The following is a 17888-nucleotide window of genomic DNA, read 5'->3' on the forward strand; positions in this document are numbered from 1 at the left end:
CTACTCCGCCGCGAGCAACGACGGCGCCGCGGCCGCGGCAAAGCGGGCAACGTCGTCGCGGCGGGTGAGCAGCTTCCGCTGACCGGGCGGGATCGGAGCGAGGCCCGACACCAGGGGGCGATCCGACCAGCAGAAGAAGGCGTAGGCGGTGGCGGTGGCGCCGTTCGGCTTCCACTGGCCGCGGTGCATCGGCACGCGCTCGACGTAGGGCGCGAACACGGTGACGGGCCGAAGCTTGAACAGGCGCTCGTATCGGCCGACGCCCTCGAGCCATGACGTGCGGCAGAGCAGGGCGACGACGGGCGCGAGGTCCAGGGCGCGCAGGGCGAAATCGACAGCCGCGTTGAAGGGCGGATTCGTCACGATCGCATCGACCGTCGGCGCGCCGGCGTCGGGTGCAAGGAAGTCGGCGACACGGTAGCCGCGGCCGTAGTCGAAGACGTCGGAAGCGAAGGTGTCGAACATGCCCTCGCGCAGCACCTCGACCATGTGGCCCTCGCCGCAGGCTGGATCCCAGACCGATCGAATCGGCTCGTCAGAAAGCAGCGGCAGGATGTGGCGCATGAAGGCGCGCGTGGCCCAGGGTGGGGTCGGGAAGAAATCGAGCCCCTTCGGCGGCGAGCGCCGGCCGGCCATGACGGAGGTGTGCCCGGCTGGGATCATGCCGCAGCCCTTCGCGACCGCGTCCACATCGCCTCCGGCAGCAGCATCACGGACCGGTCGACGATCCGAGTGGAGACCTCGGTGCCGTCCTCGTGCCAGGAACGGGCGATCAGCTGGTGTCGCTCGCCGTAATCGAGGGCGTCGGCATAGGTGCCGCGGAACAGCAGGCGACCCTCTTGAAGGAGAAGCCAGGTCATGCCGCCCCCCGTTTCAGCAGGAAGGGATGAACCGGCGGCGCGAGGTCGGGCGCCCATTGCGAGCACGCCCACCACCAGAGGGCGCCGGCGTCGGCGGCATCGAGGCTCGGCGGGTTCCAGCCGAGTGCTCGGCAGGTGTCGCGCGCCCGGCGCTTGGCGGTGTCGCCATCAAGCCTACCGTTGCCGAGGAAGGCGGCGCGCACGGTCGAAACGGCCACGCGGCGCACCATCACGCCGCGGGCCCGGGCAAAGCCCGTGCAGCAGGACCAAAGACCCTTGGTCACCAGCAGCGAGTCGGCGTTCGTGTTGCCGCCCATCCCGGTCATGATCGGCGCCTCGACGACGACGCGCAGGTCACCCGACGCGACCGCGTCGCGCTCGGCGTAGAGCCGATCCGCGATCCAGCCGATCGCCCGACCCCACGTGTCCTCGTAGTCGTCGCCCTCCTGGCGAAGGCGCTTGTCATAGAGGCGCGGAGTCGAACCGGGCCGCCCCTCGGCGACGCCGGTATTGGAGGCCAGGTCGAGGGCCAGGATGATGCCGGTGTAGGCCACGCGCGTCGCCGCCTCAGTTCAGCTTCGAGATGCCGGCAGTGATGCGCGCCGCGTTCTCGGTCGACACGGCGTCGAGCGCGGAATCGCGGGTCTTGCGCTCCTTCTCCCGCCGCTTCTGCGCGGGCGAGCGCACGTCGTCTTCGCTTTCGATCGGCAGAGCGGCCTGGCCGAGCGGGGTGTCGGCGAGGTCGCCGAGGGCATGCCGGATCTGGTCGTAGCTGTCCTGCTCCTCGCCCTCGAGCGACTCGCGCAGGTCCTCCAGCTTGCGCTCCATCGTGCGGGTCTTGATGACCGCCTTCAGCGCCCGCTTGTTCAGGCCCCAGGCCTTCTTGGCCTCGTCGTAGACCGCCTTCGTCTCCTCGGCGAAGACCGAGCACTGGCGCATGTAGTCCATGTGCGCGGCATCTTTCTTCGCCGCGATGGCCTCGATGCGGTTGACCGCCTCCTTGGTGCGCTCCGGGTTCGGCCCGTTGCCGTGCTGTGCCGCTGCCATGACGCTCTACTCCACGTTGGCGGCCCACCGGCCGCGGGGGTGATCAGGGGATGTCGGCATCCGCCGCGGTCTCGACCTCACCCGCGGCCAGCGTCAGCCGCTCCGCGAGGTGCCGCGCGTCGATCGGGTCGAGCATGAGGTCGGCCGCGCCGCCGGGCTGGCACGGCCAGCACGACGCGCCCGAGCCCGACCGCGACGGTGGCGGTCGAGATGCCGGACTCGGCCACGAGGGTCAGGCCGGCGCCGCTGTGGCGGACCTCGTAGAGGGTGTCAGTCACGGGTCACGGCCTCCGCCGATCGGGAGCGTCCGGACGGCGCTCGCGGGTCCAGAGCCTGCGCATCCATTCCGGCGGCCGCACCACCCGCGCGAAGCACAGCTTCAGCCGCGACCACAGCAGGGTGGTGAGCGCCGGCAACTCGGGCGGTGATCTCGACGTCATGGGCCAGCTTCCTGAGTTGCCGCTCGCGTTCGGCGGCGTGGGCAGCCTGGAGGGCGCGAAGAATGTCGGACCACACGCGCTTCGGCGGGCGGTACCGGAGCGCCCATTGGGCGCTGTAGGGGACGCCGTACCGGGTCGCGATCCGGCGCATGGCGTTGGCCGTGTCGCCCGGGCCGCGCGTCTCCCATCCGAGGAGCTGCGCGGCGAGCGAGCGGGCTTCGAGGACGTCTGCTTCAGGCATTTGCGCGATCCGCAAAAGCAATTTGCACATGACCAAAGAGCACCGTGGTTATGTCGGGGCGTCCAAGGAGGTCATAGCGATGGAGGGCGAAGGCAGTACGCACGGCTACGCAGGCGTGATCGGCTGCTTGCAGGCGGAGACGATCGCGCGGGAAGAAAAGCCCCCTCTCCACGACGGGAGAGGGGTGAGTCAGGGAGGAAACGCCCGTGAGGGCCTGCCCCTGACGGGGCCTCAGTGCGCCGGCGCGGCCGGCGGCATTCAGGGGTGCGCCCACGCCATGACAGGGGGCTACGCGGCTGGCGTGGGCGCGCACGTCGGAGTGCCCGACGTGAGGGGCGAGGGACACGAGCATGGCTCAGCGCCCCGCATGGGCGGCGATCGCCCGAACGGCCTCGCGCGGCTCCACGCCGAATACCTCGTGGATGTCGTCGAGGGTAAGGCCGGCGGCATGGGCGGCGGCGATGCGGCGATCGTCCGCCGGCACCGGGCGACCGGCCCGGGCGCGGTCGCGCAGGGTGCGAATGGCGGCGGACGTGGCGACGGCGAGGCGGCGCGGTGGCTCGCTGCGGCGGGCGCGGACCTCCGCGGCGGCGGCCTGGGCGAACGCATCCATGCGTTCCATGGCCTCGGCGATATCGTGCCGGAGACCGCACCTGATGTCGGGCCGGGTCATCGCCCGGCCTCCGACAGGATCCGGACCGACCCGTTGACCGGGTTGGGCTGCGAGGCGCGCCGGGAGGCGTTGGCGGCCATGCCGAGGGCGAGGCCCGCGAGGAGGCAGAGGAGAGCGACACGCATCTCACGCCTCCCGCGGCGAGAGGCGGATGCGGTCGCCATCGGCCGTCAGGCGCTCACCGGGGGCGAGCGGGCGGTCGAGGCGGGAATAGCGGTCATCCGGCACCGGAGCGGGATCAGCGGCCGTCCGACCGGCCTCCCCCGCCCCGGACACCGTGACGAATGCCGAGGCTTGCGCGGTGAAGCCTTGGCCCCCTCCGTCCGCGCGTTCAGCCTCGTCGTTCCGGACCTTCCCCGGCAGCCCTTCGCCCTGGGCTCTGGTCGAGTTGTCGGAGGGGGCGTTCGTGCCGGCCGCCGCGGTGCGCGTCAGGCCGATGTAGGTGCCGCGGTCGGCGGGGGGGCGCGGATGAATGTCCGGCCGCAGGTCGTGTCGGGACACGCCGGTCACCGCCTCGACGGCGATCACGCGCAGCGGCGGACAAACCGCCCACTGCGAGATCGCGGGCGACTTGATGCCGATCTCGCGGGCGAGGGCAGCGGTTCCTCCCGCGGCAGCCAGAGCGCGACGCAGCGCGTCGCGAGCGGTTTCGCGCTCGGTCGGGGTCATGCCGTTGCTCCGGCGCCGAAGAGCGCAGCAACCGGACGGCGAACAGGTCGCGCGCGCCGCCCGGTGCCGCTACCATGGGGCTGTCGAGACACCATGGAGCCTGAAATGAGCGAAGACATCAAACTGACCCCGCTGGCAGGTTATACCACCTACACACTTCCTCAGTCGTGTATTCTCGCCGATTTAAATGTCGTGCCGCATGAGCAGGCATTTCAAACGGGAGAGCGGAGACTACTTCGAGTGTCCATGACTTCGAAGCAAGCTCGCGAACTTGCGCAGATGCTTCTGAATGCTGCCGAGGCGACTGAGATGGGGCAGGCGCCGAGCGCGCAGCGGAACTGACTCGCGCCTCGTCGGCGCGATTACGGTCGCGCCGATCCAGCCAGGAGAGGAGGTGGCGGATCATGATGCGACGGCCTCCGTCCCACCCGCGGCCCTACGGCCATTGCCGCTCCCGGACGGCTGCTGCGCCGCCCAGGACTTGAGACGAGCGGCGACATCGACCGTCACCGACTTGCCCGATTCGAGCCTGCGCACGAGCCCGGCGTTCCGGACCGCGCGCTGGCAAAGTGTGCTCGGCGCGATGCCGATGCGCTCAGCTTCGGCCCGGATCAGGGCCAGGATATCGTGAGAGGTCGTCATGGCGGAAGGCATAATAGGCTTTAGCCTACCGATTGCAATAGGCGTTCGCTCATTTGCCAGTAGGCGGACCCGGCGTCATCACGAGGCTATGGATAACTGGCGCGAACGGCTCCACGCAGCTCTCAAAGCGAAGGGCCACAATATGAAGTCGGCGTCCCTCAGCGCCGACCTGAACCCGGCTGCTGTTCAGCAGATCGTAAAGGGCAAGGACCCTCAGGCCTCGACCCTTCAAAAACTCGCGAGCAAGCACGGCTTGTCGCTGGATGAGATCCTGCTAGGCCGCCCAGCCGCGGACGCTCAACCGCAGACTGCGGATGTGCGACTTGCCCGGGTTGCGGGAACTGTAGCGGCCGGCTTATGGTTCTCCGCAGACGCTCCCCCACAGGTCGAATCAGAGCCAGTGCCTTACGTCCCTTGTCGCTACCCCGATTTGGAACAAACAGCGTACAGAGTGTCCGGCCCGTCAATGAATCGGCGGCGGATCGAGGACGGCGACTACGTGATTACTGTTCCCTATTGGCAGGCAAGGGTTGGTGTTCAGGATGCAGATATTGTGGTTGTCCAGCGGCACCGGGATGGAGACTTGGTTGAACTGACAGTCAAAGAGGTCGTGGTTCGGCTAACCGAAATCCACCTCATGCCGCGTTCGACCGACCCGCAGTTCCAAGAGCCGATCGTGATCCCACGCGACCCCAACGCCGACGGCTATGATAGCGTCGAGATCGTCGGATTGGTCGTTGGTCGATATTCGCCCCTCTGATAGGCGATAGCCAATTTCAGGATTGACGACCAATAGGCGTTAGCCTACATTGGCGGTGTTCCCGATGGAGCACCGCCGATGCACCGCACCCTCAACATCCTCGACGCCGACCAATCTCTCTACTCCGGCCTCGTCGACGCCCAGACCGCCGACCTCGCACGCTACCTGAAGCTGAACGCCGGCCTCGCCCGCGTCGATCTCGACCCCGACTTCGCGATCCCCCACATCGACGCCGACGCCCGCCTCCGGGCCGCGCGCAACGATCTGGCCGCCGGGCTCGACCACCTGCTGACGAACGCCTCGCAGGTGGCCGGCGCTGTCGCGGCGATCGTCGGCCTCGGCGCCGCGATGCAGGTCGTCGCTCTGTACGTCGGGGGTGTGCTGTGAGCCGCCCCGTCATCCTCCCCACCGGGCACAGCCCGCACGTCGCGCGCCGGATCATCAGTGGCGACCACGTCATGCCGCCCCTGCGCGCCGAGGACCTGTTCCAGCGCCCGGCGAACGATCGGACCGGCGTCGTCTACGGGCTGATCGCGATCTTCGGCTTGGTCGCCGGATTCATCCTGCTCGGCGTCGGGGCGTTCATGATCGGGCGGGGGCTGTGATGGGTGCCCCCTTCCGCTCCGGCGCCGTCCCGGCCCCCTCCGTCCCCGCCGCGCTGATGGCCTCGCGCCACCGCTACATCAAGGCTGAGCAGCGGTTCGCCGTGCTCGTCGCCAAGGTCGCCGCTGGCCACACCCGTCTCTCGACCGAGCGGCCCTCGCTCTTCGAGATCCGCGAGGTGCTGGAGGAGCGCCAGGCCGCCCGCCGCGCGGTCGACGAGGCGTATTACGCCGCGCTGCGCACGGACGACTTCTGGGAGAACGGCCGGCGCCAGGGTGCGCCCACGCCGCTCGACGAGGACGACATCGCGACCGCGCTCATGGAGCGCTGGGAGCTGAACTACGCCGCGGCGATCGAGGCTGCCGAGCCCGCCGGCGAGCCGACCTTCCGTGATGACGTCCGGGCGACGCTCGTCGCCGGCGCCGGCTACCGCTGAGGGGCGGCCGTGCTGGTCACCCGCACCTCCATGCTCTCCGGCGTCACGCGCACGCTCGACCTGCCGATCACCGATGAGCAGGTCGCCGCCTTCGAGCGCGGCGCCCTCATCCAGCACGCCTTCCCCGACCTTCCGGCCGACAAGCGCGAGTTCATCCTGACCGGCATCACCGCCGAGGAGTGGGGCGCGAGCTTTTCGGACCTGCCCGAGGAGACCGCCAAGTGAATCTCCGCCCCACCCTCGACCCGCGCCCACCGGCCTCGGTCACCGACATTACCACCCGCCTGCCGTTCAATGCGAGCCCGGAGCGGGCCTTCGCCAACCACCAGGCACAGCAGCGCGCGGCCCACCGCCGGCAACTCGACGACCTCGCCGCGGCCTGCGTCGCCGGCAACAACGTCCTGATGGCGGTCAACGCCGAGTTGGCCCGGTTCTACGAACTGGCCGATGAGACCGACTTCGACAGCGGGCAGGTCCGCCGCGCGATCGTCCTGCGCATGTCGCGGATGATCATGGGGCACCTGTACCCGGACCATCAGGCCTACGTGCCGGCGGACATGGGTGGCGCGTCATGAGCCGCACCGACCGCCAGGCCGCGACCGCGGCCACCCTCGCGAACCTCGACGCGCCGCCGCCGTTCTGGCCGCTCACCACTTCTGGGCGCCAGATCTGCGACGCCCTCGGGCGCCCGCGGCTGCTGGTCCTGCCGACGGCGGACGGCAGCGCGGATGCCGACCGGCACCTCGCCGCCGCGATCTGCCGCCTGATCAACGAAGCCGCGGGCGAGCGCCAGCCCGATGCCTGCTCGCCCCTCGACCCGGATCACCTCGACGCTGTGCGCGAGGAGACGGAGCGGGCGGGCAGGCAGATGGGGCGGCGGGTTGGGGGTGGGCGGTGAAGGCCCTCGACGACGCCGGTGCCGCGCCGGTCACCGCCGAGACCTTCCAGGACGGCCTCTACTTCGGCCTCGACGAGGACCGTTACCACGCCGATCCGGCCCTCGGCTCCTCCGACCTGAAGCGCCTCGCCACCGGCCCGGCCGAGTACTGGTTCGGGTCCCGGCTCAACCCGGACCGCGAGCCGCAGGAGACCACGCCGGCGCAGCTGCTTGGCCGCGCCGTGCATCGGCTGGTGCTGGAGGGGGAGCGGGCGTTCGCGGCGGCGTTCGAGCGCTACCCCGAGGGCGATGATCTGCTGCGGACCGCCGACGACCTCGGCGCTTGGCTGAAGGCACGGGGTGAGAAGCCGCCAGCCCTCAAGGCGGGGCGGATCGCGCTCATCCAGCACCTGTGCGAGCAGGCCGGCGTAGTGCCGCCCCGCATCCTCGACGCGCTGGTTTCCGACGCCGAGGCCGCCGGGCGAGCCCTCCTGAAGGGCCCGGACTTCGACCGCATCCGCGCCGCTGCCGGCAGCGTCCTCGCCAACCCGCACCTCGCGCAGTCTTTTACCGGCGGCGCCCCCGAGGTCTCGCTGTTCTGGACGGACGAGATCGACGGCGAGCCGGTGCGCCGGAAGGCCCGATTCGACTACCTCAAGCCGCGCGCGATCGTCGACCTCAAGTCGATCTCGACTAGCCGGCGCGGGCGCTTCCCGGCGCTCTGCCGCCGCGCGCTCGCCGAGTGGGACTATCCGGTCCAGGCCGCGGCCTACCTCCAGGCCCGGGCTCGGCTGCCGGAGATGGTCGCCGTCGGCCGTGTCTACGGCGACCACGATCCGGCCTGGCTGGCGCGCGTCGCCGCCGCGCAAGACCACGCCTTCGTCTTCGTCTTCTGGGCGAGCGGCGCCACGCCGCTGACCTGGGGCACCACGCTCTCGCCCGGCAACCCGGTGCTCGACGTCGCCGAGACGACCGTCCGCGACGCGCTCTGGACCTACGTCGCCGCCCGCCGGGCGCACGGCCTCGACCGGCCTTGGGTCGAGCACGAACCCCTCGACGAGATCGACCTCGACCACCTGCCGCGCTGGTGGGGCGAGGCGCGCTGACACCTGAGGATCACCATGGGACAGTTGACCGTAGCCCAGCAGCGCCAGCAGGCGGCCGTCGCCTTTCGCGGCGACTTCCAGCGGATGAGCGGTGAGATCGCCGCCGCCCTGCCGCCGCACATCCCGCCCGAGCGCTTCATGCGCGTGGTCGTCACGGCGGTGAACGGCGATCCCGCCCTTCTCGCCGCCGACCGCAAGTCGCTGTTCGAGTCGAGCATGCGAGCGGCCCAGGACGGCCTTCTGCCGGACAAGCGCGAAGGCGCGCTCGTCATCTTCAGCGGGCGCGTGCAGTGGATGCCGATGATCACCGGCATCCTCAAGAAGGTGCGCAACAGCGGCGAACTCGTCAGCATCGGCGCCCACGTCGCCTACGAAAACGACCGGTTCGCCTACGTGCTCGGCGACGAGGAGCGGATCGAGCACGAGCCGAAGCTGGACGGACCGCGCGGCAAGCCCCGGGCGGCCTACGCCATCGCCAAGACGAAGGACGGCGGGATCTACCGCGAGGTGATGAGCCTCGAGGATATCGAGAAGGTCAGGAAGGTCAGCCGGGCGGCAAATAAGGGCCCCTGGGTCGATTGGTGGGAGGAGATGGCGCGCAAGACCGTGCTGCGCCGCCTCGCCAAGCGCCTGCCGATGTCGAGCGATATGGACGACCTGCTCCGGCGCGACGACGAACTCTACGACTTCGGGCGCCGCGGGCAGAACGAGCGCCCCTTCCAGCCGGTCGCGAATCCGCTGGCGGACCAGATCGAGCATCGGGTCGAGGAGGCCGGCGCGATGGCTGGCGGCGGGGACGATGACGCCGACGCCTTCGAGGGCGAGGACGCGACCGACGACGCCGACACCCAGGCCGAGGACGACTTCCCCGGCAACGATGCGATCGAACCCACGCGCCGCGGCCGCGGGCGCTCGGGCGGGGAGGGCTGAGCGATGGCCCTCAAGATCCGCCCCTTCTGGATGATTCAGGGCATCGGCAAGGACGGGGTGCCGACCCGTCCGCCGACTGTCCGTCATGGCACCCAGGCTGCCGCGCTAAGCGAGGCCGAGCGTCTGGCCGCAGCCAACCCGGGCATTGCCTTCGTGGTGCTGGAGAGCGTCGCCGCCGTCCGTCGCCGGGATGTGGAAGTGGAATCGCTGGGCCGCGGGCCTCGCGATCCCGTCGACGACGAAATCCCCTTCTGAGGATCGCGCCATGCAGAGCACCACCCCGCTCCGCGGCCCGATCTCCGCCGAGGCCCGTGCCCGCCGGCGCGAGATCGCCCTGGAGACGCCCCGCGGCCCGCTGCCAGCGATCATCGTCGCCGATCGGGGCGGGTGGGAGATCGCGCTGGACCGGCCCGACGCGGTGGTGCTCGACCTGCATGCCGACTGCATCCGCCGTGGCACGACCCGGGTCCACCTGACCGGGCGCATCCTGCCGACCCTCATCCGGTTCGCCCTGACGCGCCTGGCCGAGGGCGACGCGACCCGCGCCGATCTGATCGCCGTCGTGTGGGCAGACCGGCGCCAGCCCGACCCCGAGGCCATCGGGTCGGTGCTCAGCCGCGCCTCGGCCGCGCTCCGCCCGGTCGGTCTCAGAATCATCAGCCTGTGGGGCGGGACGGTCCGCCTCGTCGCCAGCCAGAGGAGCCTATCGTGAGCAACTACCTGCGCGACCGCGCCATCGGCGACCGAATCAGGACCGCCCGCAAACGCAAGGGGGTGACCTTGCGCGACGTGGCGACCGAGATGGGGATCAGCGTCGCGACCCTGCAACAGGCCGAGACGGGCGCCTCGACCCTGTCGGTGCAGCGGCTGGCCGACGTGGCGTCGGTCCTCGGGGTGCCGGCCTGCTACCTGACGGCCGACCTGCCGGTGGCCGAGATCTCGGACGACGAGGCCGAGATGCTGCGGGCGCTGCGGGCCCTGCCGCCCGAGGGCCGCGCCTACGTCCATCGGATCGCGATCGACGCCGCCGCCGGGAGGATCGCGCGATGATCGATCCCTGCGTCACGAACATCCGCGCCTACGACTGGCCCAGCCTGGCGCTCGCCGGCCGGTCCGCCGCGCGCGAGGCCGAGCACCAGCGCCAGCAGGCCGCCGAGATCCTGGATCTCGTGGGTGACGAGCACCCCGGCACTCGGCGGGAGGCGTCGCGCCGGCTCGCCCACGCCGCGGCCCAGCATCTTGATCTGCGCCGGCTGGCCCACATCGCCGACTTGCTGGAGCGCCATCCCTGCCTCGTCGAGGCGGCCGTGGCCGTCGAGGCCGGCGGGCGCGTCACGGTCGAGCAGCCGGCGCGGCCCCGCGGGGCGCAGGAGGGCCGTCCCGGGCGGATGAGCGTGGCCCGGGCGCTGACGAGCGGTCTGCGGGCGGGGCTGGGGCCGGTGGTGGCCGGGAGGCCGGCATGACCACGATCCGCCTCTACGTCGACACCGACGATGCCCCGCCGCCCGGCCGGGAATGGCTCGCGCGCATTGAGCGCGGCACCACCGCCACCGCCGTGTGGGGGTCGACCCGGGCCGAGGCGCGGGAGAAGGCCGAGCGGGCTGTGGCCGAGGAGGCGCGGCTGGCGAAGGCGCGCGGTGCGCGGGCGGTGCCGGCATGACCCTCCGCGCCCAGACCCTCCACAACCCTTACCTCGTCGGGAATGGCCGCTGGTGCTCGTGCTGCTTCCCGGCCGGACCGCCGATGGACTGGAGCTGGCGCACTCACGCCCGCCGCCACCGCGGCTGCAACGAGTGCGCCGGGGCCGGCCGGATCCTCTTCACCGCCGAGGAAATCGTGGCCGCGACCGTCGCTGAGGCGCGGACGTCTCGGGAGAGGAATCGGACATGAGCGAGACCACGACCCGCTGGCCGTTCACGTGGGATCCGCCCGCGATCCTGACACGTACCGGCGAGTGCCTGGTGCCCAGCGATATGTCCTGGCGCCGCGCCTACCAGATCACAGCGGCCGGCCTCGGGACTGTCGAGCCGAACCAGCACCGCTGGCTCGGGCGCCTGCTGCTCAACGATGCCGGGCGCGCCGCGTCCGGGATCAGCCACGCCCAGGAGAGGGAATCGGGGCGGGTCCCCGCAGCAGGAGGAACCCGCTGATGGCCGAGAACACGAAAATCGAGTGGACCCGGGGTGCGGATGGGTCGGCCGGCGCAACTTGGAACGTCGTAACCGGCTGCTCCATCGCCACCCCGGGCTGCACAAATTGCTATGCGATGCGGCTCGCCGGCTCGCGACTCCAGCACCACCCGAGCCGCGCCGGGCTGACCAAGGACAGCAAGGCCGGCCCGGTCTGGACCGGTGAGGTGCGCTTCAATGAGCAGTGGCTGACGCAGCCACTCCGGTGGAAGCGATCGCGTAAGGTCTTCGTCGCGGCGCACGGGGACCTGTTCCACGAGGCGGTGCCGGACGAGGTGCTGGACCGGGTGTTCGCCGTGATGGCGGCAGCGCCCCAGCACACATTCCAGGTTCTCACGAAGCGTTCATCCCGCGCGCGGGCCTACCTCTCGGCGCCCGAGACCCTTGGGCGGATTATCGCTGCCTTGCAGGCGCTAAGCGAGAAGCTGGGGACAGGAAAGTCGAGCCGCGATCCGATGGGTAGCGCTGGCTGGAACGCCTGGGCCGCGGCGGAGAACCTGAAGCTCGGGAACGAGCAAAGCTCCTGGCCAGGATGGCCTCTCCGCGAAGTTTGGCTCGGCGTCTCCGTCGAGGACCAGCGCCGGGCGGACGAGCGCATCCCCGACCTGCTGGCAACGCCGGCGGCGGTGCGGTGGATCTCGGCCGAGCCGCTGCTGGGGCCGGTCGACCTCGAAATGATCCGGCTGCGCCAGGACGGCGAGCGCCCATCCGAACTGTCTCGCCGGCTCGGTGACTATGTGCTGCCCTTGCGTGGCAGTTTCACGAACTCGCCTCGCCTGTCTTGGGTCGTGGTGGGCGGAGAGAGCGGCCCGGGCGCTCGGCCGATGCACCCGGATTGGGCCCGGTCCCTTCGCGACCAGTGCGCGGCTGCCGGGGTGAGCTTCTTCATGAAGCAGCTGTCCGGCCCGCGCGGCAAGGTCGTGAAGGACATCGCCCTGTTCCCTGAGGATTTGCAAGTCCGGGAGACGCCGAATCAAGTCCGGGAGACGCCGAATGCCGCGTGACCGTGAGAAGGCACTCGCTCGTTCGCGCCGCTACCGCGAGAAGCGGAAGGTCGAGAAGTACGGTCCGGAGGCAGCGGGCGTCGACATGCGAGGCCGGGCCGGCACGCAGCCGCGCGGCCCCGCGCATCCGCGATGGAACGACGCGCGGATGGTCAATAGCGATGGCTACGTCAAGGTGCGGGTCGGGCAAGAGCATCCGCTGGCTGACCCCAACGGCTATGCCTACGAGCATCTGGTCGTCTGGGCCGCCGCCGGGCGACCGCTGCCGCAAGATCATGAACTTCTTCATCATCGCAACGAGGTGAAGAGCGATAACCGGCTGTCGAACCTTCAGCTCATGACCCGAGCGGAGCACAACGCGCTGCACATCGCGGCGCGACGGCGCGACCCAGTCACCGGCCGCCTCCTCGACGGCGTCACTCACGACGGTTTCCCGGAAGCGGGGCGAGTGGGCGCGGAGGGCTCGCGCCGTGGCTGACCCAGATCATCTCCATCAGGCCCTCGTCATGACCACCGCGGCGCTACAGGCCGCAGTGGATACACGACAGGTCCATCCAGGTGCAGTGCTCACCCTCACAGGTCCGTGGGCGCATCTCGGGTCGATGACCATCAGAGAGATCCTGGATCGGGCGGGCGCCGCTCTGGGGTCCGCCAGCGTCACCACCGTCAACATCGACAGCCTGCCGGAGATGGCGGGAGGGCGGGCGTGATGCGCGACCTCATCATCGACAGCTTCGCGGGTGGCGGCGGCGCGTCCGAGGGCATCCGGGCGGCGATCGGCCGGGATCCGGATTACGCCCTGAACCACGACGCCAAGGCCCTGGCGATGCACCGCATCAACCACCCGGGCACCGTCCACATCGAGGAGGACGTCTGGAACGTCGATGCCGTCAGCCTCTGCGCGGGCCGGCCGGTCGGGCTCCTCTGGATGTCGCCCGATTGCAAACATTTCTCGAAGGCGAAGGGTGGCAAACCCCGAGAGAAGGCGATCCGCGGCCTCGCCTGGGTCGGGGTACGCTGGGTGAAGAGCCTGCCGAAGTGGCAGCGCCCCCGGCTCGTGTGCCTCGAAAATGTGGAGGAGTTCGCCGATTGGGGCCCGGTGCTGGACGACGGCAAGCCGTGCCCGGTCCAACGTGGCGCCACGTTCCGGTCGTTCGTCGCCGCGTGGCAGGCCATGGGCTACGCGGTCGAGCACCGCGAGCTGCGCGCCTGCGACTACGGCGCGCCGACGATCCGCAAGCGCCTGTTCCTGATCGCCCGGCGCGACGGCAAGCCGATCGTGTGGCCCGAGCCGACGCACGGCGACCCGAAGTCGGAAGCAGTGCGCGCCGGCCGGCTCAGGCCCTGGCGGACCGCGGCCGAGATCATCGACTGGTCTTTGCCCTGCCCAAGCATCTTCGACACCGAGGAGCAGATCCGGGCGGCCTGGGGCATCCGGGCGAAACGGCCGCTCGCCGACGCGACCATGGCCCGGATCGCCAAGGGCACGATGCGCTACGTCGTCCAGGCGGCGCGGCCGTTCCTCGTCCGGATCAATCACGGCGACAGCCGGGGCCGGCGCGACCGCGGGCTCGACGAGCCGATGCCGACAGCGACGCATCACGGCGGCGACGCGCTGGTGACGCCGTTCGTCGCCCAGGTGAACCACGGTGGCGGCGAGGGCGGTCGCGAACACTCTGCCGAGGAGCCGGCCCCGACGCTGACCGGCGGGCGCGGCGAGGCCCTGGTCACGCCCTTCATCACCAAGTTCAACCGCGGGGCCACCGGCCACCCGATAGAGGAGCCGCTGCACACCATCACCTCGCACGCCTCCGAAACGCACGGCGGCGGCGCGGCGCCGCTCGGGCTGGTCTCCGGCATCCTCGTCCCCCGCTACGGCGAGCGGCCCGGCCAGGAGCCGCGGTCCCGGTCCGTGGAGGAGCCGGCACCGGTCATCGTGCCGACCGGCAACGAGGGCTCGCTGGCAGCCATCCACCTGACCCGCCAGTTCGGCGCATCGGTCGGCTCGGCGGCGGATGAGCCCGTGGGCACCATCACGGCAGGCGGGGCCGGCAAGGCGGGCGTGGTTGCCGCGTTCCTGGCGCAGCACAACACCGAGCGCAGCGGCGTGAAGCCGGGCAGCGACGTCCGGGCTCCGGTTTCCACCATTACGGCCGCAGGCGGAAACCAGACCCTCATCGCGGCGCACCTGACCCACGCCTACACCTCGAACACCCGAGGCGGGGAGGGCGACCCGCGCAAGCCGATCAAGACCATCATGGCCGGCGGCAACCACGCCGCCGCAGTCTACGCCTTCCTCTCGAAGTATTACGGGGAGGGCCTGCCCTCGCAGCCGGCCGACGAGCCGCTGCACACGGTCACCACCAAGCCCCGGCATGGCGTTGTCACCGTCACGATCCAGGGCCAGCCCTACGCCATCGTCGACATCGGCATGCGGATGCTGACCCCGCGCGAGCGGTTCAGCGCCCAGGGCTTCCGGTCCGACTATGTGATCGATCGCGGAGAGCTCGCAGACGGGACCATCATCCCGCTCACGCTCGAGCAGCAGGGCCGGATGTGCGGCAACAGCGTCGTCCCGGCGCTCGCCCAGGCCCTGGTCGCCGCGAACTACCGCGAGTCCGAGGTGCAGCCGCGCCGCCGGTCCGCCCCCGACCTCCCCCTCTTCGCCGCGGAGTGAGCGACATGACCGAGACGGTAGACCGGGAAGCGATCCGCGCCCGTGCCCGCGCCAGCCGGCTCGCCACCTGCAAGTACTGGCGCGGCGCCCTGGCGCAGCCACCGTGTGGGGCCGGCGTCGATCTGGTCGCGCGCGTCGGCCCGAGGCGGATGGCGGGGTGGGCGCTCCGCATCCCGTGCTGTGACGCAGCGGCGCCGGTGTTCGCGTGCGAGCGCAAGTGCGTGCCGACGCCTGAGGAGGACGAGGCTCGGCAGCGCGCCATCGGAGAGATGTTAGCGCTGCTGCCCGCCGTCATGACGGCAATCCCGTCCGACAAATCGATCACCCACGGCGAGGTGCCGTGCCCGAAATGCGGCGGCCCGGTGCGCTGGGAGCGCTCGCCGGTCAACGGCCATCTGCGCGGCGGCTGCGCTGCCGGCTGCGTCTCGTTCATCCAGTAGGAGCGGACATGACCAAGATCACTGTCCCTTGCGCCACCTGCTCCGGCACCGGCTGGGCCACCCACGAGGACCGGCACACCGAGACGCGGCAGGACCAGTGCCGGACCTGCGGCGGGACCGGCCATGTCACGGCCGACCGGCGAGAGGATGGGCAGGCCGATGGCTGAGATCCGCGGCTCAGCCGAATTCTCCACCTGCGGCCTGCATCGCTACCGCCTCGACCGCTGGTGGTCGGACGAACCGCGGGCGCTGGTCTGCATGCGCAACCCGAGCACGGCCGGCGCGGATCGCAACGATCCGACCATCTGTCGGCTGCGAGCACTGCTCCAGGGCCGGCCCGGCATCGGCGGCTTCACGGTGGTCAACGCCGACGACCGGATCGCGACTGACCCGCGCGAACTCGATGTGTGGCTGGCCGGGCAGGACGTGGCGACAATGAAGGTCATGCGGCAGGCGAACCTCGTCCGCATGCTCCCGCTCGCCAAGGCCGCACCAGTCCGCATCGTCGCCTGGGGCAACCTGCTGGCGCCCGGGCTGCACGCCGACCGAGTGATCGCGGCGCTGTCGCTCGACGGGGCCCACCCGCTGCACGCCTTCGCGCTCACCGGCAACGGCGCTCCGATCCACCCGCTGGCGCGCGGCCACAGCCGCGTGCCGCTCGGGATGCCGCTCGTCGTGTGGCGGGCCGCATCACTACGGATAGCCGAGAGGGAGATCTGAGATGACGGCGCTGCCGCTCGGAATGCTGCCCCGCGGGCTCACCCGGGAACAGGCCGCCGAATACTGCGGGTGCAGCGTCGAGGCGTTCGACGACTGGGTTCGCCGGGGCTACGTGCCGGCGGCGATGCCCGGCACCCGGCGGTGGGACCGCAAGGCGATTGACCGGGCCCTTGATCGCCGCTCGGGCCTCGTGGAGGCTGCCGGGCAATCGTGGGAGGAATGGGCGGCCCAGCATGCGGACTAGGCTCAAGGGGATCAACACCGTCCGTGCCAAACTCGCGGACGGGACCGAGGCGACCTACTATTATCACCGGGCGACCGGAACGCGGCTCGTCGGTCATCCTGGCACACCCGAATTTCTGGCGTCGTTTCAGTCGGCGGCACGATCTGCTGCGCAGGACCGAGGTGCCGGCACAATTTCTTGGTTGATCAGGCAATATCAGGCGTCCGGGCAGTTCACCAACCTAGCAGATTCGACGCAGGAAATCGCGAAGCTCAATCTGAAGGCCGTCGAAGACAAGTGGGGCGCGACCCCGCTTGAACACGCGCAAGCGCAGCGCACGCGCCCTTTATTCCTCCGCTGGCACGACAAACTTGCTGAGGCGCACCCGCGCGCAGCAGACGCCAAACTGGCGGCGCTGGCTCGGGTGCTGTCGTGGGGCGTGGACCGCGGCCATATCACGAACAACCCGATCGCGACGTTCGAGCGAGCCTATCGCGCCGATCGGGCGGAGATGATCTGGCTGCCGGAGCACGTGACGGCGTTCGAGGAAGCGGCGTCGCCGGAGCTTCGGCTGGCGCTGATGCTCGCCCTGCACACCGGCCAGCGCCAGGCCGACCTGCTGGCTCTGCCGTGGAGTGCCTATGACGGCAAGGCCATCACCCTGCGCCAGGGCAAGAACCGGAGGGCTGTCTACGTGCCGGCGACGACCGCGCTGCGGACGGCGCTCGACGCCGCGCCGCGGCGCGCCACGACAATCCTGGTGACGGATCGCGGCACGTCCTGGAAGAAGCGGAATTTCCACGAGCACTGGTCGGAGGCGACCAAGGCGGCCGGCATCACGGTCGACCTGCACTTCCACGATCTGCGCGGCACGGCGGTGACGATGCTGGCGGAGGCTGGCTGCACCGTGCCGGAGATCGCGACGATCACTGGGCACTCGCAGGCCCATGCGCAGAAGATTTTGGACCGGTATCTCGCTCGGACGCGAAGCCTCGCCGAGGCCGCTATCGTAAAGCTGGAAGGTCACCACCGGAACCGGAAGCTGCAAAATGCTTTGCAAAACGGTTCGAAGGCATCGACTTAGGCGGCGCCTAAGTCATTGTAAAATAATGGTCGGAGCGAGAGGATTCGAACCTCCGACCCCTAGTCCCCCAGACTAGTGCGCTAACCGGGCTGCGCTACGCTCCGACGCCCCTTAGGGCCTGGTCGATCTAGCTTTTTGGCCTTGGCCGCGCAACCCCCTTTTTTCGCGTTCGCGGCAACGAACGGCGAACAGAAGCGGCCTTCAGAGCGGAAAGTCCCACGGAAGTCCCACGCGATATTCGGGTCTCGTTCCAAAAGGGTAGGAGGC

32 protein-coding genes and 1 tRNA gene are annotated in these 17888 nt (G+C 70.3%); 24 read left to right on the forward strand and 9 right to left on the reverse strand.

Translation table 11 applies throughout. From position 1 onward, the window contains the following. The 8 genes from VP06_RS26960 to VP06_RS34165 all read right to left on the reverse strand — a co-directional run bounded on the left by VP06_RS26960 (nucleotide 1) and on the right by VP06_RS34165 (nucleotide 3930). Nucleotides 1-663 carry a type I restriction-modification system subunit M gene (locus VP06_RS26960; protein WP_048466925.1) on the reverse strand — a complete coding sequence of 221 codons (663 nt, stop codon included), beginning with the start codon at nucleotides 661-663 and terminating at the stop codon, nucleotides 1-3. Further along, a complete protein-coding gene (locus VP06_RS26965; RefSeq protein ID WP_048466893.1) occupies nucleotides 660-860 on the reverse strand; it encodes a hypothetical protein in 201 nt (66 codons plus the stop codon). Before VP06_RS26965 ends, VP06_RS26960 begins: the two co-directional genes overlap by 4 nt. Further along, entirely contained in the window at nucleotides 857-1414 is a 558-nt protein-coding gene (locus VP06_RS26970) for a hypothetical protein (RefSeq protein ID WP_048466894.1), read from the reverse strand. The genes VP06_RS26965 and VP06_RS26970 overlap by 4 nt, the downstream gene beginning before the upstream one ends. Nucleotides 1415-1427: 13 nt before the next feature. Beyond that, nucleotides 1428-1907 carry a hypothetical protein gene (locus VP06_RS26975; RefSeq protein ID WP_048466895.1) on the reverse strand — a complete coding sequence of 160 codons (480 nt, stop codon included), beginning with the start codon at nucleotides 1905-1907 and terminating at the stop codon, nucleotides 1428-1430. Nucleotides 1908-2188: 281 nt separating this feature from the next. Next, nucleotides 2189-2347, reverse strand: a complete 159-nt coding sequence (locus VP06_RS36730) for a hypothetical protein (RefSeq protein WP_156295795.1) — start codon at nucleotides 2345-2347, stop codon at nucleotides 2189-2191. Nucleotides 2348-2943: 596 nt separating this feature from the next. Then, a complete protein-coding gene (locus VP06_RS26985; RefSeq protein ID WP_156295796.1) occupies nucleotides 2944-3201 on the reverse strand; it encodes a hypothetical protein in 258 nt (85 codons plus the stop codon). 56 nt (nucleotides 3202-3257) lie between these two features. Continuing rightward, nucleotides 3258-3386: a hypothetical protein gene (locus VP06_RS38660; RefSeq protein ID WP_280950249.1), complete on the reverse strand. Its 129-nt coding sequence runs from the start codon at nucleotides 3384-3386 to the stop codon at nucleotides 3258-3260. Between the two features lies 1 nt (nucleotide 3387). Next, nucleotides 3388-3930, reverse strand: a complete 543-nt coding sequence (locus VP06_RS34165; protein ID WP_063928451.1) for a YdaS family helix-turn-helix protein — start codon at nucleotides 3928-3930, stop codon at nucleotides 3388-3390. Nucleotides 3931-4035: 105 nt separating this feature from the next. Between VP06_RS34165 and VP06_RS36735 the strand changes: the two genes are divergently transcribed. From VP06_RS36735 to VP06_RS27105, 24 genes are all read left to right on the forward strand, one after another. Beyond that, entirely contained in the window at nucleotides 4036-4272 is a 237-nt protein-coding gene (locus VP06_RS36735; protein ID WP_156295797.1) for a hypothetical protein, read from the forward strand. A gap of 388 nt (nucleotides 4273-4660) precedes the next feature. Beyond that, complete coding sequence (locus VP06_RS35380; protein WP_197093297.1) at nucleotides 4661-5332, forward strand: LexA family transcriptional regulator; 672 nt, start codon at nucleotides 4661-4663, stop codon at nucleotides 5330-5332. 78 nt (nucleotides 5333-5410) lie between these two features. After that, nucleotides 5411-5719: a hypothetical protein gene (locus VP06_RS27005; RefSeq protein WP_048466899.1), complete on the forward strand. Its 309-nt coding sequence runs from the start codon at nucleotides 5411-5413 to the stop codon at nucleotides 5717-5719. Beyond that, nucleotides 5716-5937, forward strand: coding sequence for a hypothetical protein (locus VP06_RS27010; RefSeq protein ID WP_048466900.1), 222 nt, complete (start codon nucleotides 5716-5718; stop codon nucleotides 5935-5937). The genes VP06_RS27005 and VP06_RS27010 overlap by 4 nt, the downstream gene beginning before the upstream one ends. Beyond that, on the forward strand, nucleotides 5937-6371 hold the full coding sequence (locus tag VP06_RS27015) for a hypothetical protein (RefSeq protein ID WP_048466901.1): 435 nt from the start codon (nucleotides 5937-5939) through the stop codon (nucleotides 6369-6371). Before VP06_RS27010 ends, VP06_RS27015 begins: the two co-directional genes overlap by 1 nt. A 9-nt stretch (nucleotides 6372-6380) precedes the next feature. Then, nucleotides 6381-6596 (forward strand): hypothetical protein, encoded by a 216-nt coding sequence (locus VP06_RS27020; protein WP_048466902.1) that lies wholly within the window; start codon nucleotides 6381-6383, stop codon nucleotides 6594-6596. Beyond that, entirely contained in the window at nucleotides 6593-6946 is a 354-nt protein-coding gene (locus VP06_RS27025) for a hypothetical protein (protein WP_048466903.1), read from the forward strand. The genes VP06_RS27020 and VP06_RS27025 overlap by 4 nt, the downstream gene beginning before the upstream one ends. Then, complete coding sequence (locus VP06_RS27030; RefSeq protein ID WP_048466904.1) at nucleotides 6943-7269, forward strand: hypothetical protein; 327 nt, start codon at nucleotides 6943-6945, stop codon at nucleotides 7267-7269. The genes VP06_RS27025 and VP06_RS27030 overlap by 4 nt, the downstream gene beginning before the upstream one ends. Next, a complete protein-coding gene (locus VP06_RS27035) occupies nucleotides 7266-8354 on the forward strand; it encodes a PD-(D/E)XK nuclease-like domain-containing protein (RefSeq protein WP_048466905.1) in 1089 nt (362 codons plus the stop codon). The genes VP06_RS27030 and VP06_RS27035 overlap by 4 nt, the downstream gene beginning before the upstream one ends. 15 nt (nucleotides 8355-8369) lie before the next feature. Then, nucleotides 8370-9284, forward strand: a complete 915-nt coding sequence (locus VP06_RS27040) for a recombinase RecT (RefSeq protein ID WP_048466906.1) — start codon at nucleotides 8370-8372, stop codon at nucleotides 9282-9284. 3 nt (nucleotides 9285-9287) lie between these two features. After that, a complete protein-coding gene (locus VP06_RS27045) occupies nucleotides 9288-9539 on the forward strand; it encodes a hypothetical protein (protein ID WP_048466907.1) in 252 nt (83 codons plus the stop codon). A gap of 10 nt (nucleotides 9540-9549) precedes the next feature. Beyond that, on the forward strand, nucleotides 9550-9996 hold the full coding sequence (locus tag VP06_RS37380) for a hypothetical protein (protein ID WP_048466908.1): 447 nt from the start codon (nucleotides 9550-9552) through the stop codon (nucleotides 9994-9996). Beyond that, nucleotides 9993-10334, forward strand: coding sequence for a helix-turn-helix domain-containing protein (locus VP06_RS37385; protein ID WP_048466909.1), 342 nt, complete (start codon nucleotides 9993-9995; stop codon nucleotides 10332-10334). Before VP06_RS37380 ends, VP06_RS37385 begins: the two co-directional genes overlap by 4 nt. Next, entirely contained in the window at nucleotides 10331-10747 is a 417-nt protein-coding gene (locus tag VP06_RS27060) for a hypothetical protein (protein ID WP_048466910.1), read from the forward strand. Before VP06_RS37385 ends, VP06_RS27060 begins: the two co-directional genes overlap by 4 nt. Beyond that, on the forward strand, nucleotides 10744-10944 hold the full coding sequence (locus VP06_RS27065; protein WP_048466911.1) for a hypothetical protein: 201 nt from the start codon (nucleotides 10744-10746) through the stop codon (nucleotides 10942-10944). Before VP06_RS27060 ends, VP06_RS27065 begins: the two co-directional genes overlap by 4 nt. A gap of 226 nt (nucleotides 10945-11170) precedes the next feature. Beyond that, complete coding sequence (locus tag VP06_RS27070) at nucleotides 11171-11434, forward strand: hypothetical protein (protein WP_048466912.1); 264 nt, start codon at nucleotides 11171-11173, stop codon at nucleotides 11432-11434. Further along, complete coding sequence (locus VP06_RS27075; protein WP_053082054.1) at nucleotides 11434-12477, forward strand: DUF5131 family protein; 1044 nt, start codon at nucleotides 11434-11436, stop codon at nucleotides 12475-12477. Before VP06_RS27070 ends, VP06_RS27075 begins: the two co-directional genes overlap by 1 nt. Next, nucleotides 12467-12955: an HNH endonuclease gene (locus VP06_RS33910; protein ID WP_053082055.1), complete on the forward strand. Its 489-nt coding sequence runs from the start codon at nucleotides 12467-12469 to the stop codon at nucleotides 12953-12955. The genes VP06_RS27075 and VP06_RS33910 overlap by 11 nt, the downstream gene beginning before the upstream one ends. 231 nt (nucleotides 12956-13186) lie before the next feature. Further along, nucleotides 13187-15154: a DNA cytosine methyltransferase gene (locus VP06_RS27085; protein ID WP_048466913.1), complete on the forward strand. Its 1968-nt coding sequence runs from the start codon at nucleotides 13187-13189 to the stop codon at nucleotides 15152-15154. A 5-nt stretch (nucleotides 15155-15159) separates the two neighbouring features. After that, nucleotides 15160-15594, forward strand: a complete 435-nt coding sequence (locus VP06_RS27090) for a hypothetical protein (RefSeq protein WP_048466914.1) — start codon at nucleotides 15160-15162, stop codon at nucleotides 15592-15594. An 8-nt stretch (nucleotides 15595-15602) separates the two neighbouring features. Further along, nucleotides 15603-15761, forward strand: coding sequence for a hypothetical protein (locus VP06_RS36740; RefSeq protein WP_156295798.1), 159 nt, complete (start codon nucleotides 15603-15605; stop codon nucleotides 15759-15761). Continuing rightward, the gene (locus VP06_RS27095) at nucleotides 15754-16314 is read left to right on the forward strand and encodes a DUF1643 domain-containing protein (RefSeq protein ID WP_156295799.1); all 561 of its coding nucleotides are present in this window, start codon (nucleotides 15754-15756) and stop codon (nucleotides 16312-16314) included. The genes VP06_RS36740 and VP06_RS27095 overlap by 8 nt, the downstream gene beginning before the upstream one ends. 1 nt (nucleotide 16315) lies before the next feature. Continuing rightward, nucleotides 16316-16558, forward strand: a complete 243-nt coding sequence (locus VP06_RS27100; RefSeq protein WP_048466916.1) for a helix-turn-helix transcriptional regulator — start codon at nucleotides 16316-16318, stop codon at nucleotides 16556-16558. After that, nucleotides 16548-17621 carry a tyrosine-type recombinase/integrase gene (locus VP06_RS27105; protein ID WP_048466917.1) on the forward strand — a complete coding sequence of 358 codons (1074 nt, stop codon included), beginning with the start codon at nucleotides 16548-16550 and terminating at the stop codon, nucleotides 17619-17621. The genes VP06_RS27100 and VP06_RS27105 overlap by 11 nt, the downstream gene beginning before the upstream one ends. A 26-nt stretch (nucleotides 17622-17647) precedes the next feature. On the opposite strand, the gene VP06_RS27110 is transcribed toward VP06_RS27105, so the two are convergent. Next, nucleotides 17648-17725: transfer RNA gene (locus VP06_RS27110), tRNA-Pro, on the reverse strand. Nucleotides 17726-17888 lie beyond the last annotated feature (163 nt).

It is taken from the genome of Methylobacterium aquaticum, assembly GCF_001043915.1.
In the GTDB taxonomy this organism is placed as follows: Bacteria; Pseudomonadota; Alphaproteobacteria; order Rhizobiales; family Beijerinckiaceae; genus Methylobacterium; species Methylobacterium aquaticum.

Excerpts from the sequence above, each read along its gene's own strand:
- VP06_RS27015 (WP_048466901.1), top strand. The coding sequence starts at position 5,937 with ATGGGTGCCCCCTTCCGCTCCGGCGCCGTCCCGGCCCCCTCCGTCCCC.
- VP06_RS26985 (WP_156295796.1), bottom strand. The coding sequence starts at position 3,201 with ATGGATGCGTTCGCCCAGGCCGCCGCCGCGGAGGTCCGCGCCCGCCGC.
- VP06_RS36740 (WP_156295798.1), top strand. The coding sequence starts at position 15,603 with ATGACCAAGATCACTGTCCCTTGCGCCACCTGCTCCGGCACCGGCTGG.
- VP06_RS27040 (WP_048466906.1), top strand. The coding sequence starts at position 8,370 with ATGGGACAGTTGACCGTAGCCCAGCAGCGCCAGCAGGCGGCCGTCGCC.
- VP06_RS35380 (WP_197093297.1), top strand. The coding sequence starts at position 4,661 with ATGGATAACTGGCGCGAACGGCTCCACGCAGCTCTCAAAGCGAAGGGC.
- VP06_RS27105 (WP_048466917.1), top strand. The coding sequence starts at position 16,548 with ATGCGGACTAGGCTCAAGGGGATCAACACCGTCCGTGCCAAACTCGCG.
- VP06_RS27005 (WP_048466899.1), top strand. The coding sequence starts at position 5,411 with ATGCACCGCACCCTCAACATCCTCGACGCCGACCAATCTCTCTACTCC.
- VP06_RS27030 (WP_048466904.1), top strand. The coding sequence starts at position 6,943 with ATGAGCCGCACCGACCGCCAGGCCGCGACCGCGGCCACCCTCGCGAAC.
- VP06_RS36735 (WP_156295797.1), top strand. The coding sequence starts at position 4,036 with ATGAGCGAAGACATCAAACTGACCCCGCTGGCAGGTTATACCACCTAC.
- VP06_RS27070 (WP_048466912.1), top strand. The coding sequence starts at position 11,171 with ATGAGCGAGACCACGACCCGCTGGCCGTTCACGTGGGATCCGCCCGCG.
- VP06_RS38660 (WP_280950249.1), bottom strand. The coding sequence starts at position 3,386 with ATGCGTGTCGCTCTCCTCTGCCTCCTCGCGGGCCTCGCCCTCGGCATG.
- VP06_RS34165 (WP_063928451.1), bottom strand. The coding sequence starts at position 3,930 with ATGACCCCGACCGAGCGCGAAACCGCTCGCGACGCGCTGCGTCGCGCT.
- VP06_RS26975 (WP_048466895.1), bottom strand. The coding sequence starts at position 1,907 with ATGGCAGCGGCACAGCACGGCAACGGGCCGAACCCGGAGCGCACCAAG.
- VP06_RS26960 (WP_048466925.1), bottom strand. The coding sequence starts at position 663 with ATGATCCCAGCCGGGCACACCTCCGTCATGGCCGGCCGGCGCTCGCCG.
- VP06_RS37380 (WP_048466908.1), top strand. The coding sequence starts at position 9,550 with ATGCAGAGCACCACCCCGCTCCGCGGCCCGATCTCCGCCGAGGCCCGT.
- VP06_RS27075 (WP_053082054.1), top strand. The coding sequence starts at position 11,434 with ATGGCCGAGAACACGAAAATCGAGTGGACCCGGGGTGCGGATGGGTCG.
- VP06_RS36730 (WP_156295795.1), bottom strand. The coding sequence starts at position 2,347 with ATGACGTCGAGATCACCGCCCGAGTTGCCGGCGCTCACCACCCTGCTG.
- VP06_RS33910 (WP_053082055.1), top strand. The coding sequence starts at position 12,467 with ATGCCGCGTGACCGTGAGAAGGCACTCGCTCGTTCGCGCCGCTACCGC.
- VP06_RS26965 (WP_048466893.1), bottom strand. The coding sequence starts at position 860 with ATGACCTGGCTTCTCCTTCAAGAGGGTCGCCTGCTGTTCCGCGGCACC.
- VP06_RS27090 (WP_048466914.1), top strand. The coding sequence starts at position 15,160 with ATGACCGAGACGGTAGACCGGGAAGCGATCCGCGCCCGTGCCCGCGCC.
- VP06_RS27085 (WP_048466913.1), top strand. The coding sequence starts at position 13,187 with ATGCGCGACCTCATCATCGACAGCTTCGCGGGTGGCGGCGGCGCGTCC.
- VP06_RS27065 (WP_048466911.1), top strand. The coding sequence starts at position 10,744 with ATGACCACGATCCGCCTCTACGTCGACACCGACGATGCCCCGCCGCCC.
- VP06_RS27095 (WP_156295799.1), top strand. The coding sequence starts at position 15,754 with ATGGCTGAGATCCGCGGCTCAGCCGAATTCTCCACCTGCGGCCTGCAT.
- VP06_RS27060 (WP_048466910.1), top strand. The coding sequence starts at position 10,331 with ATGATCGATCCCTGCGTCACGAACATCCGCGCCTACGACTGGCCCAGC.
- VP06_RS27100 (WP_048466916.1), top strand. The coding sequence starts at position 16,316 with ATGACGGCGCTGCCGCTCGGAATGCTGCCCCGCGGGCTCACCCGGGAA.
- VP06_RS27045 (WP_048466907.1), top strand. The coding sequence starts at position 9,288 with ATGGCCCTCAAGATCCGCCCCTTCTGGATGATTCAGGGCATCGGCAAG.